The sequence below is a fragment of the Brevibacillus sp. FIR094 genome (assembly GCF_050477165.1).
GTDB lineage: Bacteria > Bacillota > Bacilli > Brevibacillales > Brevibacillaceae > Brevibacillus.
This window is the reverse complement of record NZ_JBEAES010000006.1, coordinates 125679-144596: the sequence shown is the minus strand read 5'-3', so window position 1 is coordinate 144596 and position 18918 is coordinate 125679. Positions and strand designations below refer to the sequence as shown.

At 47.1% G+C, this 18918-nt stretch carries 13 protein-coding genes; 11 read left to right on the top strand and 2 right to left on the bottom strand.

Going from position 1 to position 18918, the window contains the following annotated elements:
- Positions 1-5 precede the first annotated feature (5 nt).
- Entirely contained in the window at positions 6-1019 is a 1014-nt protein-coding gene (locus ACQ5DJ_RS06775; protein WP_429841764.1) for a hypothetical protein, read from the bottom strand.
- A gap of 139 nt (positions 1020-1158) precedes the next feature.
- Between ACQ5DJ_RS06775 and ACQ5DJ_RS06770 the strand changes: the two genes are divergently transcribed.
- From ACQ5DJ_RS06770 to ACQ5DJ_RS06750, 5 genes are all read left to right on the top strand, one after another.
- The gene (locus ACQ5DJ_RS06770) at positions 1159-1782 is read left to right on the top strand and encodes a YhbD family protein (protein ID WP_429841763.1); all 624 of its coding nucleotides are present in this window, start codon (positions 1159-1161) and stop codon (positions 1780-1782) included.
- A 14-nt stretch (positions 1783-1796) separates the two neighbouring features.
- Positions 1797-2525: a cell shape determination protein CcmA gene (locus ACQ5DJ_RS06765; RefSeq protein WP_429841762.1), complete on the top strand. Its 729-nt coding sequence runs from the start codon at positions 1797-1799 to the stop codon at positions 2523-2525.
- Positions 2526-2652: 127 nt separating this feature from the next.
- Positions 2653-3270 carry a TetR/AcrR family transcriptional regulator gene (locus ACQ5DJ_RS06760; RefSeq protein WP_429841761.1) on the top strand — a complete coding sequence of 206 codons (618 nt, stop codon included), beginning with the start codon at positions 2653-2655 and terminating at the stop codon, positions 3268-3270.
- 39 nt (positions 3271-3309) lie between these two features.
- A complete protein-coding gene (locus tag ACQ5DJ_RS06755; protein ID WP_429841760.1) occupies positions 3310-4542 on the top strand; it encodes an efflux RND transporter periplasmic adaptor subunit in 1233 nt (410 codons plus the stop codon).
- Entirely contained in the window at positions 4539-7649 is a 3111-nt protein-coding gene (locus ACQ5DJ_RS06750; RefSeq protein ID WP_429841759.1) for an efflux RND transporter permease subunit, read from the top strand. The genes ACQ5DJ_RS06755 and ACQ5DJ_RS06750 overlap by 4 nt, the downstream gene beginning before the upstream one ends.
- A gap of 59 nt (positions 7650-7708) precedes the next feature.
- Here ACQ5DJ_RS06750 and ACQ5DJ_RS06745 read toward each other — a convergent pair whose 3' ends face one another.
- Complete coding sequence (locus ACQ5DJ_RS06745; RefSeq protein ID WP_429841758.1) at positions 7709-8560, bottom strand: CPBP family intramembrane glutamic endopeptidase; 852 nt, start codon at positions 8558-8560, stop codon at positions 7709-7711.
- Positions 8561-8758: 198 nt separating this feature from the next.
- Here ACQ5DJ_RS06745 and ACQ5DJ_RS06740 point away from each other — a divergent pair, with 198 nt between their 5' ends.
- The 6 genes from ACQ5DJ_RS06740 (at position 8759) to ACQ5DJ_RS06715 (ending at position 18917) form a co-directional block, all read left to right on the top strand.
- Entirely contained in the window at positions 8759-10054 is a 1296-nt protein-coding gene (locus ACQ5DJ_RS06740) for an HD domain-containing protein (RefSeq protein WP_015893687.1), read from the top strand.
- Positions 10047-10574 (top strand): YwgA family protein, encoded by a 528-nt coding sequence (locus ACQ5DJ_RS06735; protein ID WP_056486801.1) that lies wholly within the window; start codon positions 10047-10049, stop codon positions 10572-10574. Before ACQ5DJ_RS06740 ends, ACQ5DJ_RS06735 begins: the two co-directional genes overlap by 8 nt.
- A 187-nt stretch (positions 10575-10761) precedes the next feature.
- Positions 10762-11151, top strand: a complete 390-nt coding sequence (locus ACQ5DJ_RS06730; RefSeq protein ID WP_429841757.1) for a thioredoxin family protein — start codon at positions 10762-10764, stop codon at positions 11149-11151.
- A gap of 36 nt (positions 11152-11187) precedes the next feature.
- Positions 11188-12072: an S-layer homology domain-containing protein gene (locus ACQ5DJ_RS06725; RefSeq protein WP_429841756.1), complete on the top strand. Its 885-nt coding sequence runs from the start codon at positions 11188-11190 to the stop codon at positions 12070-12072.
- Between the two features lie 92 nt (positions 12073-12164).
- The gene (locus ACQ5DJ_RS06720; protein ID WP_429841755.1) at positions 12165-16076 is read left to right on the top strand and encodes an ABC transporter permease; all 3912 of its coding nucleotides are present in this window, start codon (positions 12165-12167) and stop codon (positions 16074-16076) included.
- A 66-nt stretch (positions 16077-16142) separates the two neighbouring features.
- Positions 16143-18917, top strand: a complete 2775-nt coding sequence (locus tag ACQ5DJ_RS06715; protein ID WP_429841754.1) for a lipase/acyltransferase domain-containing protein — start codon at positions 16143-16145, stop codon at positions 18915-18917.
- The last annotated feature ends 1 nt before the right edge of the window (position 18918 follow it).

The window sequence follows — 18918 nt, the reverse complement described above, 5'->3', positions numbered from 1 at the left end:
CATCCCTAGTTGATCAAGCCGTCTTCCGGCGTAACAGCGAAATCATAGAAGACTCCTTTATGGTTGATCGATGCGGTAACAGTCGGTTTCCCCTTTTTCGTAAACGTATATACGTTATATTTGGACGAAACATTGTATCCGGTCAAATCGAGGTTGAAAACCTTTTTCATCATCGGGTTGGCAGCAGCAATCGCCGTTTCTTTTGTAAAGAATGGTTTGGCAAACACCTTGGGAATATCTTCGTCCGCGGTATAGTTCCCATCTCTGAACTCACTGATCATGGTCGCTGCCACTACTTTCCCTGTTTTCGCCCCTATGCCGATTCTGTATTTTCGTGCGGTATCCATGAAAATCCATACTTGATCCAAGCGTTCTTGCGATTTTTTCACCAGTGTTACTTCAGGGAGCAGCGCCGATACTTTACCGCTGGAAAGAGACTTCAGCGCCTTTTGCGCTGTATCGACCACTTTGGGGTTCATTTGCTCGTTTGTATAATTCAATGTCGCAGCGTTGCCCTTCCCGGTGGCAGCATCAATGCTGACCGATGCATTTTGCCCTTTGAACAGCCAAATGTTTTCTTTTTCCCAATTGATCCGTTCTACCCAATCAATCGTAAAGACATGCTGATTATCCATTTCTTTTAACGTGCTCGTAGCTGTATTTTGCAAATCAGCTGCCACTTCGCTCCATTTTAATTTCACGGATACGGATACAACCTTGCCCTCCTGCTTGGTAACGAGCACCTCACCTCTGTTGTTTTTGGCCGCAATCACCCAGCAATCTCCCGTTTCTCCTATAATCTCGTCCAGTTCGATCGGCACGCCGCCAGCCTGTTTTTGCATCGCTTGTTTCGCCGCTTCTACGACATTTTTGTTTAACTGAGCAAGGGTTTTCATTTCTGGTTCTACTGCTGGTGCCTGACCAGCTGCATATGCTGGCGCTTGTGTGTTTGTAAATGGAGATGCAACGGATAACAGCAAGGCAATCATACTTGTCACCGCTAGTGTTTGTTTTTTCATATGTCATGCTCCCTTTCTGCATTCAGATCACTTATTTGATCCAGCTAAAGGGATTTTGTGACAGTCTCCCAAGTGTCAAACAGTCTGTAGTTGAATAACGTAACAGTGTTATGTTACATTGTTTTTGGAGGTGCTTCACTTGGACACAAATCATATCTCGAAGAAGGACCTGCTGGAGCTTACTGGCATTTCGTACGGACAATTGTACCGTTGGAAACGAAAGAACTTGATTCCAGAGGAGTGGTTCATTCGCCGAGCGACTTTTACAGGGCAAGAAACCTTTTTCCCGCGCGAACAGATTTTGGCTCGAATCGACAAGATCCTGAACATGAAAGACGACTTATCGTTGGATGAATTGGCGGACATGTTTTCACCAAATATGAGTGAAACGTCGTTGTCCGCAGATGAACTATTGGCACGAAACATTGTTTCTGTTACCTCTTTAGAAGTGTTCAACGTTTTTCTCGGAAACCTAAGGACCTTTACCTTCCAGCAGGCACTATACGCTTATGTGTTGGAAAAGCTTTTGGCAGCAGGAGACTTAACTGTAGAAGAAGGCGGCGGATTGCTACAGGTACTGGCTAGCCACTATCCTAAATTCGAAGGAAAGCCTTGTGAGCTGATCTTTATGCGCAAGATGGGGATTTCCACGTTCGTCTTGGTGTCTGGCTCTACCGAAATGTATTTTGACAGCGGTGTAAGGGTAGTGACGCGGCTCATTTTAGCCAATTGCATCGAAGAATTAAAAGCGAAATTTATGTAGGGGGAGACCATACCATGCAGAACGAGAATAATAACAAGCCAGATTTGATCTTTCATGGGGCAGTAAATGCTTCGGGTGGCGTATACAACAAAGTAGATGTGCAGGGTTACGGTAAGATCAATGGCGACGTAGAGTGCGAGGCACTTCATTGTGCGGGACATGTCAGTATCACGGGAGATCTCATTGGATCTTCCGCAAGAGTAGAGGGCAACGCGTCGATTAAAGGCAAAGTGAAAATGGATACGTTATCCGTATATGGTCAGCTGGATGTTGCGGACGATTTGAATTTTACGAGTCTAAAAGTAGGTGGCAATGTCAAAGTACAGGGCAATATGGCAGGCGAGGACGTGAAGGTTCTCGGGTCATTGAAAACCGCAGGGGATTGTGAAGCGGAAGTGTTCCGGGCAAACGGTGCGTTTAGTATCGGAGGACTGCTGAATGCGGGGCGAATCGAGGTACTTCTGCATGGCAGCTGTGAAGCAAAAGAAATGGGCGGAGAGTACATCGAGGTGCGCCGAACTAAGAATAGCACCTTGGGCAAGCTGTTGAAGCATTTTCTCAATAATACCTTGACCGTAGAGACGATTGAAGGAGACGAAATCTATCTGGAAAACACAAAGGCCAAGGTCGTTCGCGGCAACAAGATCGAGATTGGGCCCGACTGCGAAATCGATCTGGTCGAATACAGCACAGAATGCAAGCAAGACCAAAGCTCGCAGATTAAGACGAAAACACAACGTTAAGGCTGACAAGGAAAAATTAACATTCGGAACTGTATGCAAGTATTTACATGCATGCAGTTCCTTTATATAATGAGCTTGGAAAAAAATGAAAATGCAAGTAATTGCTTGCTTGGCACGGAGGTGCGTTATGGATCACCCAGATATAGAACAGAAGCTGGGGGGGAGAGGCGAAGAGGAACAGGAAACCCGTGAGCGAATTTTATCAGCCGCACGTCAGCTAATGGCACAAAAGGGGTACAAGGGAGCGACTACACGCAAGATTTCTGAGCTTGCAGGGGTTAATGAGGTGACGGTATTTCGTCACTTCAAGAACAAGGTAGGCATCTTGACAGAACTCCTGAAAGAAATCATGGATGTCCGGGAGCAGCTGGAGCAAGGGTTGCAAGGCGAGTTTTCTGATCTCAAGCAAATGCTAGTCAGATACGCACGTACGTATTACGGCTTATTGGTCGAGCGCAAAGAAATTTTCATGATCTGCATGATTGAAGCGGATAACCATCCCGAAGTCGTGCAGATGTTCAGCAGCCTGCCGATGACCGCAGTCGAGGTATTGTCTAACAAGCTCCTAGCGTTTCAGGAGCAAGGGCATTTGCCAAAGGTAGATCCGTTCACAGCAGCTCTCATGTTCGTCTCCACTTTCTTCTATGCATTCATGGCGAAGTATCGGGTCAATCTCGATATCGAAATGGTGGAAGAAGAGCTTTTTGAAAATGCTTCTGAAATCTTGCTACGAGGCATCAAGTGATAAAAAAAACAGCATAGCTACATAGGGGCGGAGGAAGTCATGAAGAGAAGATGGCTTGTATCTGTAATGATGATCGGACTATTGGCAACGACGGCTTGTAGCGAGCAACAACCTGCTTCGGCTCCCCAGAAGGAAGTGAAGCATGTCGTCGTTGCACAAGTGAAGAAGGAGCAGGCTGTTACCGTCACGGAGTTGTCTGGTACGCTGTCTCCTTTGGAGGAAGCACTCGTCTCTTTTGAAGTAGGCGGTCGTATCGTGGAGATGAATCGTAAAGAAGGAGACACGGTCAAAGCGGGAGATGTGCTCGCCCGTGTGAACGCCCAGGATTACTCGCTCCAAGTCGCCTCTTCAAACGCTGCTATGCAGCAGAGCGCGGCAAATCTTAGCAAGGTAACTAATGGGGCGAGAGAGCAAGAAGTGACGCAGGCGCGCTTGCTGGTGGAGAAGGCAACAGTTGCTCTGCAAAAAATGCAGGATGATTTCAACCGGATTGAAAAGCTCTACCAACAAAACGCTATCTCCAAAAGCGAGTATGAAAGTGCACAAAATGGACTGACGATTGCGCAAAAGGATTTGCAAAACGCACAACAGTCCTATTCGCTGGTTACCCAAGGGGCTCGAGTAGAAGACAAACAGTTGAGTCAAGCTGTTTATAATCAGTCCGTCATTGCCAAAGAAGTGGCAGCCAATACGCTGGCCAAAACGCAGCTCCGTTCGCCGATTAACGGGACGATTATCGCCAAGCTCTCGTCTGCGGGCAATTTGGTCGGTTCAGGTACCCCCGTTTATCAAGTCGGCAACATCGACACATTAAAAGTCGTATTGCCCGTTCCTGACCGTGAGATTTCGGCGTGGAAAGTAGGCGAGACGATCTCATTAGACTTGTATGGACAAAAACGGGATGGCAAAGTGACCAAAATATTTCCTGCCACGAACCAAAATACCGGAACGATTGGCGTAGAGGTCCAAATCGCCAACCAAGCTCGTGACTGGTTTGCTGGTCAGGTGGTGAAAGCGACCAAAACGGTAACGGGTCAGGAAGGTGTCTACGTACCAGTGGAAGCAGTCATCAGCAGAGGAAAAGATGACGCGCATGTCTTCGTCAATGCAGGTGGCAAGGCTGTCAAAACAAGTGTAGTCATCGGGCAGATTGTAAGTGACAAGCTCGAGATCAAGAACGGACTAAAAGAAGGAGACCAACTGATCGTCAAAGGGGTGGACCGTTTGTTTGACGGTGATCCAATCGAGGCGGCAGGAGGTACACAACCGTGATCAAGTACATCGTACAAAAGCGCAAAATCACGCTCCTGTTTTTCACCATGATTGTACTTGTAGGCTCCATGAGTTTTTTTCAGTTACCCAAGCAAGAGATGCCGGATATTATCGTTAATATGGCGACAATTACGACGGTTTACCCGGGAGCTTCGCCGGAAAAGGTCGAGCAGGCTGTTACGAAAAAGCTGGAAGAAAAAATCAATGAATTACAGGGACTCAACTATATATCATCCTCGTCTTCCCTCGGAGTCTCTTTTATCATGGTGGAAGCAAAGAGTGACGTAGACCCGAAGCAAAAATGGGATGAATTGCGGAAGAAGGTAAAGGACGCAGAGGCTGATCTGCCAGCCGATGCGAAACAACCGATCATCAATGATGATTTGAATCGTACGTTTGTCCAATCGTTTGCGGTCACTGCTAACACGCGTGAGGAATTGTACAGCATGCGTACCATGCTGAAATCGTGGAAAGAACAGCTGCGCACAATTCCGAACGTGGCGGATGTACTGGTGGAAGGTCTACCAGAGCAGGAGGTCCACATCGAGGTTGATACGCAAAAGCTGAGCCAGTACGGGATCACGTGGAGTCAGGTGATGATGGCTGTCAAAAAGGAAAATGAAAAAATCCCGCTTGGCGACCTGACCACAGAAAAACGGACTTACCAGCTCAAGCTGGCGGAAAATACAGATGTCGAAGAACTGAACAAAGTCATTATCTCCCGTTCAAAAGAGGGCTTCCCGATCTATCTGAAGGACATCGGATCGGTCAAAATGACGACGGAGACGGTGAAAACGACTTCGTATTTCAATGGGAAGCCTTCGATCACGATTAGCGTCAATGCAGAGACGGGAAGTGATGTGCCGTCCTTGCAGAAGCGCGTAGACGAGATGATGGTAACTCTGGATAAAACACTTCCGGTAGGGGCCGAGAGACACTCGATTTACAGTCAAAATGAACGCGTGGATGAGCTTTTTAGCGACCTGACCCGGGAAATGATGATTGCCATCATCGCTGTTTTGGTAGTGTGCGCGCTCGGATTGAACCTGATCACATCATTGGTAGTCGCGATGGCGATTCCGATTTCCTTGGCTGTGGGGCTTATGTTCCTGCCCTCTCTGGGTATTTCACTCAACATGATCTCGATCGTTTCCTTGATCATTGTGCTGGGGATCTTGGTCGATGACGCCGTGGTGGTCAATGACAATATCGAGCGGAGACTGTCTGTCCTGGGTGAAAAACCAATGGCTGCGGCGGTTAATGGTGCCAAGGAAGTATCGATATCGATCACGACCGCTACGCTGGCTACGATTGCGTCATTTGCGCCCTTGATGTTTTTGAGCGGCAACGTCGGGCAGTTCATTCGTCCAGTTCCCGTCATTATTTCGATGACGATGTTGGCGTCAATGGTTATGTCGCTGACGATCATCCCGATCTTTCGCCAATGGTATGAGCAACGTAGAAAGGCTGGCGTAGAAGCGTATCGTAAGCCCGCTGGACTGTTGGGGAAACAATTGTTGCAGCTGACCAAGTGGTATGCGAGCAAGTTCATGCCGAAAATTTTGAAACGACCGCTTTTGGCCGGAATGATTGGCGTATTGATTGGAACAGCAGCATATGGATTGATACCGCTCACTCCGGTGGAATTGTTCCCGAACGATGATCGACCGCAGTTTCTCATCGATATCCGTCTCCCTGTGGGCAACAGTCTGGAAGAAACAGACCGAGTAGTGCGTGGGACGGCAGACTGGGTGTTAAAGCAGCCTGGCATCGAGACAGTATCTGCGTACGCGGGAGGCAGTGCACCGAAAATGTTCGGCGGAGATACAGCTGCCGGAAGTGGCATTACGGTCGGACAGCTAGTGGTTCGTTACAATGAAAAAGAGACCCATCTCGAGAACATGCTGGAGCCTTGGACGGAGGAATTCAAAAGGCTGTATCCGGAAGCGAGTATTTTGACGAAGCAGCTGGAGGCAGGTCCTCCGGTTGGAAAACCAGTCGTGATTCGTTTTTATGGAGAAGATATTGAAACGCTGCGCTCTCTTTCTGCACAAGCAAAAGAAAAGGTTGCCGGATTAGAGGGAACGTACAATGTGCAAGACGATTTCGGGGTAGAACGTTACACCTTGGAATTTGTCGTCAATAAAGAGCTGATGGAGCAAAAGCTCGTTAACTACACGGACTTGTCCACGACATTGCGTCTGGTGAGCGAAGGCATTACCGTCAGTGAGTTTGAAACGGGCTCAGATCTGATAGATATGAAGCTGTTCTTGCAAAAAGGCGAGGAAGACCCTGCATTGCTGTTCCAACGACTCAGCATCGCCAATGCGCGTGGAGAGCTGATTCCGTTGTCACAGCTCGCGGAAGTAAAACCGACTTTCAGTACACAGACGATCCCGCATCGCGATTTGTCGCGGAGCGTGACAGTGACCAGTGATCTGAAAGGTAGAACAGCGACAGAAGTAATGGCAGAGATCAAGCCGATGCTTGATAGCATGTCCTTGCCTGAAGGATACCGCTATGAGATTGGTGGCGAGACTTCTGAGCAGACAGATATTTTTATCGACATGGGCAAACTCTCGATTCTTGTCGTTTTCCTGATCTTGATTTTGATCGCGATGCAATTCTATTCCTTGACCATTCCTGTACTGGTTACCAGTACGATTTACCTTGCTATATCGGGGAGCTTGATCGGCTTGTTCGTAACACAGACGCCACTAGGCTTTATGACGATGATGGGGATTATTGCTTTGGCGGGTATCGTGGTGCGTAACGGGATTGTTTTGATCGAGTTCATCGAGGAGGCACGTCGTACAGGCATGGAGCTGAAGCAGGCGGTTATTTCAGCGTGTGAGGCACGACTGCGGCCTATTCTTTTGACCTCGCTTACAGCGATTGCAGGTATGATGCCGTTAGCTATTTCGGGTGACGTTTTGTTCAAACCGCTTGCAGTCACCATTATTTCCGGCTTGGCGTTCTCTACACTTTTGACCTTGATTGTCGTACCGTCCTTCTATACGGTTCTGACGCAGCACAAGATCAAAAAGCTGGCGAAAAAAGCCGCGAAGCGCCCGGATTTGTATGGGCCTGAGGCAGAGACATTATAATGCATGCAACAGCGACAAACTCTCCGATTCATTTCGTTCGGGAGTTTGTCGCTGTTGTTTTAGTAAGCTTTTCTTGCTTTTCGCCAGCCGATTATCAAAAGAGCAAGAACCAGTATGAGAAAAACGAGTACACATAAAGCCCAGATCGACTGTAGCAGCATGCTGTGGTTGACCAGCCAAGGAATCTCCTCCAGAGGCATGTTTTTCATTTTGGGGAGAGAAGGGATGATCATCGCGTCTGCATAAATGTGCAAGACGATCGGAGCTAGCAGTCCCCAGCGAAGTGCTGCCCATGCCCACAAAACACCAATAAGGAACGATTCAAAAAGAGCTCCTAGACCATGCCCGGGTACGTGATAATAAGCGAAAACCATCGAAGGAATGAGAAGATAGATCCACCTCGCACCAGTGGGCAGGTCTGTGTTCTTGCGATAGATGAGTGTTAACAAGAGAAACGGGATGCCGCGAAAGACAAGCTCCTCCCACAAAGGATTATGCCAGGTGGCAAACACAAGCAGATTTGCTTTGCCAGCAAGTGACTGGGCGCCGATTGGCTGCGTAGTAGACCATCCGCTAATCGCCTGAAAGGCAGCTCCGGCCGCTTTTGCCAATAAGAGACCGACAAGGATGAACAGAAATGCTTGACCCAATTTTTTCTTTTGGACAAGCCATAAGATTCCGCAAGCGTAAATCAGTGAGATAACACCAACAATGAGCCAGCCAGGAAGCGGGACAGCGACCTTCCAATCGGTTTTCGGCCAGAATAGGAGAGATACGGAAACAGTTTCCCGTAAAAAGCCTGAGGAGAGAAATTGTCCCCAGGAGGCAATCAGGGGCAGAAAGAGCAAAATCATCAATAAAGTGAGTAAAAGTGGGTTTTTGGTTATGTATCGACATGTATTGGTCAACATTTGTGAAAACCTTTCATCGAATCCATTTTTTTCTATATGATCCTACATGCCTTTTACTCGGTCTAGATGGAAATGGCATTCTTCAGATTTTTGTAAGAGTTTGATTAAGCAAGAAATGGCATCGGACGTATGATATGATAATGTCAACATTCACTGTCAGTAATAGAGAGAACGCAGTACAGGAAGGGAGTGTCCAGGATGCAACAGCCACAGCTTCTTCATGAAGAAAAGGTATTCAAAGACCCTGTCCACCGCTACGTCCACGTGCGTGACAAATTCATTTGGGATTTGATCAACTCGGCAGAATTCCAGCGTTTGCGCCGAGTCAGGCAACTGGGCACCAGTTTTTTTACCTTTCATGGTGGAGAGCATAGTCGTTTTAACCACTCGCTTGGCGTGTATGAACTGATGCGCAGAATTTTGGAGACGTTCGAAGGCCGTATTCAGTTGACGTATGAGGAAAAGCTGCTGTGTCTATGTGCGGCTTTGCTCCACGATGTGGGCCACGGTCCGTTTTCCCATTCGTTTGAAAAGGTGTTCAAGTATCACCACGAGGATTGGACGCGCGCCATTTTGCTTGGAGATACGCAAATCAACCGAATTCTTCGTCGGTTTGATGATAGCTTCCCGAAGAAATTGGCAGAAGTGATCAATAAGACATATGACAATAAACTGATCGTAAGCCTCATCTCCAGCCAGCTCGATGCCGATCGGATGGATTACTTGCTGCGTGATGCCTACTATACGGGCGTCAATTACGGCAATTTCGAGATTGAGCGAATCTTGCGTGTCATGCGGCCGCAGGAGGATGGCATTGTCTTTAAATTCAGCGGGATGCATGCTGTCGAAGACTACATCATGTCTCGCTATCAAATGTATTGGCAGGTCTATTTCCATCCTGTGACACGTAGTGCTGAAGTAATCTTGTGCAAAATTTTCCAACGGGCAAAGCTCTTGTTCTCCCAAGGCTATCCGTTCATGCAGGAGCCTGTCATGCTGCTGCCTTTCTTGCAGGAGAAGGTAGAGCTCGCTGACTATTTGGCGCTTGATGAGTCCATTATTCTTTTCTATATGCAGCTCTGGCGCAGAGAGCAAGACCCTGTGTTGAAAGATTTGTGCGCCCGTTTTTTGGACAGGAATCTCTTTAAATACGTCGAATATAATCCGAGGGATTTCCGCTTGTTGTCTGAGTTGAAAGAACTATTTCAATCTGCCGGAATTGATCCGATGTATTATTTGGAGGTAGACACGACCTCCGATCTTCCGTATGATTTTTACCGTGCCGGAGAAGAAGAGGAGCGCATTCCGATTATGCTCCAAATGCCTTCAGGCGAACTGGTCGAGCTGTCACAGAAGTCAGAAATTGTACAGGCCATTAGCGGAAAGCGGCGCTTTGATTACAAGCTGTACTTTCCATTGGATAAAGTCATGGCTTTGCCGGGGGATCTCTCCCGTAAGATTCGAGAACGTCTGGGAGTGATGGAGGATGCTTAATCGTCACGCCAAGATCATACGCCTGATTGAGATAGTCGGCGAAGTGAGCGGGCGAAAAAAATTGCAAAAGATGGTGTACATAGGAAAACATCTGGAGATGGATTTCGATGAGCGCTACGAGTTTCACATGTACGGTCCATATTCGGAGGAACTGACGCTCAGAGTAGATGAGCTGTGCAACATGGGGCTTCTGGATGAGCAAATGGAGAGTAAAGGTGCCATTCATATGTATCGATACTCTTTGAACGAAACCGGTCATGATTTTCTCAAGTTTCATGAGGTTGACTTCGGTAGTGGAGAACGCGCAATTTTGCGTATGAATGAGGAAAATTCCCGTTTTCTCGAGCTGGTTTCTACGATTCTGTATTTCAATCACCTGCCTTATGAGGAAATGAAGGGCAAAATCTTTACGTTTAAGAGCAAGCAACGCTACACCGAAGAAGAGATTCAAAAAGGGCAGGCCTTTATTGAAGAACTGCGTGCGCTGATGAAGGAAGACGGCGGCACTGCACTTATGTAATAGGGAACACCATACGAGGAAAAGCACGGCGTACGAACTTGCAAGAGTTGTGGTACGTCTTTTTTTTTATACATGTCAGCCAGTCCAATGGGGCTGGCTTTTTTTGTCTCAGTTCGGAACTGGATAATACGGTCATCGTTCTTTGACAAGTGCATAGGTATGAAACATTTTGATTAGTGAAAGGGAGATGGACGTGAGTAGAAGCAAGCAATGGTGGCTGTGGATCGCGCTCAGTGTTGTTATGCTTGCCGTCGGTATAAGTGCGTGGGGTACAGCCCGGGCACAGGATGTAAGAGTGGTGTACGTCTATAGTGATAGCTGTGGATATTGTACGGAGTTCGGGCCGACATTCGAGAGAGTTGTGAAGGCGTATCCACCGGAAATGATTCAACGACTGGATATCCATAAGCAGACAGAGCTGGATGAAGCGTCGCGCCTCGGGGCAGAGGCAACCCCTACTGTATTTGTCATCGAAAAAGGGAAGGTGGTTAATAAGCTGGAAGGAGCTGTACCCGAGAATACGTTGCGAAGCTTTTTGCAAAGGAACCTAAATCAGACTCTTTCTAAAAATGGATAATATAGGTAAAATATCCGGTAAAGAGGGGGTCATTCCATGAACAAACGTGCAATGATGTCGTGCCTACTAGCATCTGTACTAGCAATGACAGGGGTTACTGGAGTTGTTGACAGTCCTACCGTACAAGCTAAAGCGTCAGAGAAGGATTACGCTTCACATACAGCAAAGGCAGCTATTGATTTCGGTGTACAGAAGAAATACTTATGGCTGGACAGCAAGGGGAACTTTTATCCGAATAGTCAAATCACACAGGGGCAGTTTATTGCGAGTTTAGTAGCCGTTCGCGGATTGAAGGAGGTGGCACCCGTACCGCAGCTCCCAGCAGGGCACTGGGCGAAGATGAGCTATGAGAAGGCGCAGAAAGCGGGGATTTTGGATAATGTGAAGATTGATCCAAACCGTTTACTGACGAAAGAAGAAACAGCATTGCTTGTATTTAATACGTGGAAGCCATATCGAGGTGAAAAAAGCCCGAATCTAACTAATACTGGTGCGTTGGTTACTTGGGGATGGATGAAACCAGCACCCAATGGACAACCAAAGTTCCGCGAGGACTTACCAGTGCTTCGAAGTGACGCTGCTGAAATTTTGCAATTCATGTGGCAGGATAAATGGGAACTCGAGCAAGGTAGAAAATATGCAGATGAATTTCATAAAAGCTTGAAAGTAGTAAATGGGAAGATTACCGGAAAAGTCCCGAAAGGGGATGGTAACTTTTTGATTAGAGCAATGTTTATCACTATCGGTGATGGAAGAAATGGATTTTTAAATAATGAGTCGTTCTCAGTTCCTGTTAGTTCAGTGAAATCTCTTTCTTTCCAAGTGACTAACTCGAAAGACTCAGGAATAGCAGGGGGTTATTGGTATCCCAAACTCCCTAAACTTGACCGTGAAAACCGTACACAAAAATTCTATCGCTAGTTGAGGGTGTTAATATGAATAGAATTATGGATAAGCACAGAAAAGTTCTTTTTTCTGTGCTCTCTTTCTGCCTTTTGATAGGATTAATCGGCATGAATTCACAGACAACTAAGGCTGCACCCAATTTACATGGAATCAAGGTAGCGAGTATTGATTCCTACAAGCGACTAGCGCCCAAAAACGGTTACGACACAGTTTACATCCAAACGATACCTGGAAGACTAGGCGCGTCAATTGCCCAAATAGAGATTGATAGAAGTATTGATGGGCAGCAAGTATTATTATTTGCTGACGTAGACGAGAAAGCAGATAAAGGGTGGTACTTCGTAGATGAGTCCGAGACTTCTAATTGGATCAAGCGATTTGGAGGAAATCCCAACTTTATTCTCGGTGGTTCTGCTAATGTGTATAGCAAAAAAGTAACTAATGAAACTAATTACGAAAGCGATCCATATCAAGCCTACAACCTCGCAGAATTGGCTGCTGCATCAGGTGGTGCAGGTTATACAAAAGGAGACAACCTTGTCCCGGATGGCAATGGTGGATATAAATCTGTAGGCCACTTCCGCACAACCCCACAACCCAGCGGCAGCATAACCACCGCCAAAACCAAATACAACCTCAACGAAACAGTTGAGATCCATGCAAATGCCACGGACTTTTCTTACTATGACCGCGGCATTTTTGTATGGTCTTTAAACGTGATCAACAAGACGACAGGACGTGGATACAAAAGCCTCTTGTCTAATCGACAATTCAACGATCCGAGTACCGCCGTTCCCACGGTAAACGAGACAAGCAGTCCCCCAGGCTACAAGTGGGCCTATAAAAATATCGAATATAAACCTACCGAGCCAGGCGTGTATGAAGTATCGCTAACCATCACTGACCTGCATCAAAGAAGCCGCCAAGGATCAAGCAGCATAAGCGTTTCGACACCTTACACAGCACAATTCACAGTAGGGGATGTAACCCCACCGGAAAAACCCGATCCCGAAAAGCCTGACCCAGGTCCAGTCTGTTCGATCGGATCAACAAAAACCAGACTGAACATTCAAGTCGTTGGCGACAAGGATATAAAAGACCACAATGCTGTTGCAAGCGGCGGCTCAGATATCGCTGTCGAAAAAAATGCCGATATCACTCTCTCTGCCAATAAACCAGGAAAATACACGATGAATGGCTATGAAATGAAGCCTGGAGCGAATGGGAATCGGAAGGTCGCGACGGGTAGAGTGGGTAACTCTGGACGGGTAAAAGTCGTCTACGTCAGTGATGATGGAACCGAATGCTGGGAGAAATATTTGAGAGTCGAGTCGCCAGACGGCGAAGACTCATGCCCCATCGTTACGCTGTCGGCATCTGCAGTGAGGAACGGTGAAAAGATTGAAATGATGCCGTTCGATACGCTTACGTTCCGAGCCAAATACACAACCAAACACGGAGATAGCTCGGAGGCATCGCTCAAGTGGGATGTATCACTTCCAAACGGAAAAATCTATACCTTGCCTGTCAAAGAAAATGACAATGGCAGATGGGGACCCTATGATTCCTCCAGTTTAAAGCTTCCGTACGGAGATGTTCATAACCCGTACTATTTTCCATTCGAGCGCGGAAAAACGTACAAACTGAAGCTAAACTTCGATGGGACAAAGTGGAGGGAGCGACCAGAATGCAATTGGGAGATAACGATTGTCGTAAAGGATGCTTCCTGCACCATCGCTGATCAAAAAAAGGTTTCATTTTTAGTGCATAGCGAACCACCTCTGCCATTTTCTCCTGAAGGGGAAAGCATGAATGGATCAGTCAGCTCAGGTTTTACACTGAAAGACCCCATATACATCAAGTACTTTACGGAGGCTGGAGATCAATACGATACCAATCTATCGTTTTCCTCGAAGGTATCTGGTACTTGGTATTGGAAGAGCCCCGGAGGGAAAATAGCATTAACAGACAAGCTTACGGTGGACGAGCGATTCAGGCTCATGTTGCCTGCAAGTGTAGATGTTGGCGATGAAATCGTACTGCTGTTCGAGTCCGAGACAGGCTGCACAGGTGAGGTGCGATTCACCATTGAATCTGATCAAAAATGCTGGGATATTCTAGCGTCCGTAGAAATCGATCGAAACAACCAAAAGTGGAGCAAGGACATTCAACGTGGAGAAACCATTGAAATTGCAGCAGATGAGATGCCAGACAAGTATCGGTTTCGTATGTTTTTGTCGGATGATAGTCACTTTTCTATGAGATGGTTCGATCCTGCGTCAGGCTCCTGGGAAAGAAAGCGAAACGGAAAAACACTCGATAGCTCAAACACCTCCACAAATAGCCACTGGGTGTATTTCCCCAAGGACGATAATGGTCTTCTTTTAGAAGGACTGTACAAGGTGCAATTTTATTCAACCCAGAGTGATGGCTGCGACGGTCATTTTTTTGTACAAATCGGCAAAGGCGCTCCCAAACCGGATGGAGAGAATTTACTTATTGTGAAATCGAGCTTTCAAATAAATCCGAAGAGCCCTCAAGCCGCAGGAACCGATGCGACGATTACCTTCAACGTGAAGAATGCCGGGAAATTAACGCATGATACGAAATTGGCTGTTCGCTGGGCTAGCTCAGAAAAGGAAACCAGCTTGGACGTGAATGAATTTAGGCCAGGTGAGGTGCGGAAGATCACGGTTCCGACGAAGTATCCGCAAAAATCGGAGGATTTCATCGCCCATATCAACCCTGCGAAATCTATGCCGGAAAATGAGACGAACTGGGCGGACAATCGTGCGACTTGGCCAGTGAAAATAGTCGGCGGAGAAGTTCCTGAGCTGCCTGGTGGTGGAGACGATTTTGATGGTGGTGAAATTGGCTTGGAGATTTATGACAGTGATGGTCGACAGCTACAAAAACTGCCGCTACATGTAGATGGCGTGTGGGAACGTGAGCCTGCTACGATTCGCGTGGTCATTGATCAGACGAAAATAAACGAAGGCTTCCAAAAAACAGAGCAGGAGATCAATCAGAAAATCACGCAATTTAAAGCACAATTGGAGAGTTCAGTTAGCGGGGATGATATCAAAAACGTAACCGTCACTGCGAATCCCGGGTGGATTTCAGATGCCAAGAGCATGGCGGTGTATACACCATCGCAGCTTGATCTGAAGCTGACAGGCCCTGGAACGCCGATGCAATGGCAGGTAAGCAGTGCATCTACAGGCACAGAGGTCGTGTACGCAGGAACCACTGTCCCCACGCAGACGACTTGGCGCCAAGTACTCCAAACGCAAAAGTACAAAGCAGAAATCAACGGCTTTGTCATCGTAATGGATTATCAGGTCGATTTTGAACTGTCCTACGAGAGCTGTTCGACGAATGACGAAGATGAAGAAGTATGTGAACTACAGAACATATCCAAAACAATGACAGGACGCTATACCATTACGGTAAAAGGGGGAGAGCGCTTCTTTGAAGTATTTGAGCCGAATGCTACAGGCTCGATTCGCCATACAGCTGAATGGGCAGCGTATCATGCCAGAGACCGGTATCCAAACAGCCAGCCAAATGATTACTATGCGGGGGAGCGCATTTTGACGCAAGTGGAGCTGCAAGATCGACACCGTCATCCCGTGAGTAACCAGTTTCCTGTCGAGACATCTGCGCGGGCGTGGATTTCAGAAACTGGCTTACGCCAAACACCGTTACAGTCGTTATTGGCCTTGCAACAAGCGACTCCCGAGCTCTGGAGAGGACCTTCTTATTCCGCTTCCAAGCTAGGAACTCGTGAAGTGGGAGTAGATACGCCTTTGATGGGGGATAAACAGTATGGCTTCCAAAAGGATGCCAGCTACGCTGTCTATTACTCCGTTTCCTTTCGTTTTGACGTGAACAAGGGCTTTTCCTATCAAAATAAAGCCTCCGGGCATGGGCACGAGCTAAAAGATTATCAACTACCCTTCCGTATCATTGCAAATGCATGGGAACGACAAGGAATCCGCAACCATACGACTCAGTAAAAATATTTGCACCCCCTCTCTGTCTTTTTCTACTGTAAAGCTAGAAAAAGGATGAGGGGGATTTTTGTGGGAATAATCACGCGGCGCTTGCTATGTGCATTTCTCCTATTCGCTTTATGCTTGGGAAATACAGTGGAACAGGTCTGGGCAAAAGAACAGGAGATATTCGTAGAGGAGGCGTGGGCATGGATCGACGAGGGAGAGGTGCGTTTTCAGGCACAATTATCGGGTACTCCGGATAAAGTCGAGCTGACTGTCAATCAGGGCAGCGACAGCAAAACCCGTTCTTTTCACGAGGAGGCTCAGATTTCCCTCGCTGTACCGCCTATGGATGATAGCCCTCTCCAGATAACGATGTTCATAGATGATTCAGAGGAGCCGTTACGTAGCTGGGAGCTGTCATTGCCTGAACATATAGAGCCGACCGTAGAAAAAATAAAAATCAAACAGGCCCCTTGGGATGAAATGGCTGCCGATCAGGAAGAACCGTTAGCGTTGGTCGAACTAGAGATCGAAGACCCAAACGAAGCTCCGCTAGTAGAGGAAGAACAAGAACAGGAGCAGGATACCACCGATGAAGAGCTTTCGCGGCTGGCAGAGGAATTTTATGCGCGTTTTTCAGGCGAGAATAAGCCAGGAGAAGCGGAATTGCGCAGTAGAGAAGCTCGCTTTGAGGTAGAACCGAATGATACCTTGGGCAGCAAATCGGATTGGCTCTTTGATGGAAAGGACAGCCATGGAAAGATTAGCAGCAAAGATGATGTGGATTTTTGGAAAATCAGAGGAACAACAAATGGACAGATGGATATATCCCTCGCAGATATTCGGGCAAACGAAGACTACGATTTGTATGTGTACGATGAGGAGGAGCGGGAGCTTGCCCGTTCAGAGCAGCAGGGAAATGAGCCTGAGCTCATCGAGGGACTGGCACTGGAAAAAGACAAATGGTACTACATCAAAGTCGTTGGAAAGCAGGGCTCGTTTTCGAAAGATTACTTCTACCGCTTGCGAGCTGATTTTTTCGCGGATCAAGGAGGGGGCAAGGCGGATGGGTACGAGCCGAATGACACAATGGAAGAGGCCTACGAGCTAGATGATTATAAACGAAATATCGTAGGTAATCTTCATTCAAAAACAGATGTGGATTTTTACAGCTTATCCGTTAAGCTCTCCTCTACTGTGGAGGTCTCCCTCAAGGATATCCCTACTGGAATGGATATGGACGTATTTCTGCTCGACGAGGCTGGAAAAGTAGTCGCTAGATCCGAGAAAGCGAAGAATTTGGATGAACATATGATTTTCAATGCCTATCCTGGAACCTATAAAGTCAAGGTCATGGCCAGCAAACGCTCGGGATTTACCGCTAATTCGTACAGTCTTTATATAGGAGACAGAACGATACCGGTTATCTTAATCCCGGGAGTAGGTGGATCGCGACTCGAAGTGGAGCAGAATGGAAAGAGATCGGAAATATGGTTGGCACTTAGCGATAGTCTCATTGGTATTAATGATCCCAAACACCGTAGGCTACTCTCTCTGGAGCCGATCAAGCCAAATAGTGTAGATGTACAGCCAGTCGTTCGTGATGCGACGATCCACCCGGAAAAAGATGATTTTTACGCCATCGAGTATCTTTCCTATGCGCCGTTTTTAAAAGAACTTACCGAACAGTATTACAGCATGGTAAAGGAACTGGAGAAGGCGGGATACAAAAAGCATCGCACCCTATTTGCACTGCCGTACGATTGGCGATATAGCAGCACGAAAAATGCCAAACTTCTAAAAGAAGAAATCGATGCTGCACTGAAGGCAAGTGGAGCAAATCAGGTGCATTTGGTGGCACATAGCATGGGTGGGCTCTTAGTAAAAGAAACACTTCTATCCAATGTGTCCTACCAGCGCAAAGTGAATCGTGTCGTGTATATGGGCACACCCTTTCTTGGCTCTCCACGGGCATATCAGGCTCTTAAGCACGGTTACAATTTTTCGATCCCTTGGCTGGATGAGGAAACAGGGAAAGTGATTTCCTCTTATGCACCTGCCGTCTACGAGCTGTTACCCTCCAAAAAATATTTTGAAACGGTTGGCTTCCTGAAAAAGAGTAACATTCAGTACTACACCTACGACGAATTTTTAAAGGACAAAAATATTCGCCTCGACTATGCACCGCTCGTCCGACATGGTGGCAAGATGCATGAAAAGTGGGATAACAAAACGATCAATGTTCCACAGTATTCCATCGTGGGTACAGGTCAAGTAACACTGCTCGGTTACTTTTATGATTCTTTTTATAACGAATGGTCCCCGATTCTCGATCCTGGCGTTGGGGACGGTACCGTTCCGTATATGAGTGCCAATTACGCCCAGAAGGATATGAAAAAACGTTACTACGTGAAAGGCGAACACGCCAAGCTGCCGACCATACCAGGAGTCATCGACCAAGTAACGCGATTGCTACAGGGAAATGAGGAATTACAACCAGGATTGCGCAATGCTCCGGATCAAAATGCTGACTATCTGTATTACATCATTGCACAAGATGACAAAAGCTTTCCTGAAGTGACGATACACAAATCCGGCCAGACCTTTACGCTCGACGCCAATAAAAAAGAAGTACGGGAAGATCTGTCTATTGAATACCACGATCGCATCGTTGTCATCCATGTTCGAGATGGTGAAGACCTGGAGTTCCAGCCGCCAGTAGCTGTAGAGGGAGAGGAGCCAGCGCGCTTTTTGATCAAACGTTTCTCGTCAGATGATTCGGAGCGTTACAAAGAAACAGGCAGACATTACGTGCTCGATGAGCGTGGACTGGCAGAGGTAGAAAAGCAAGGGGAGTAAG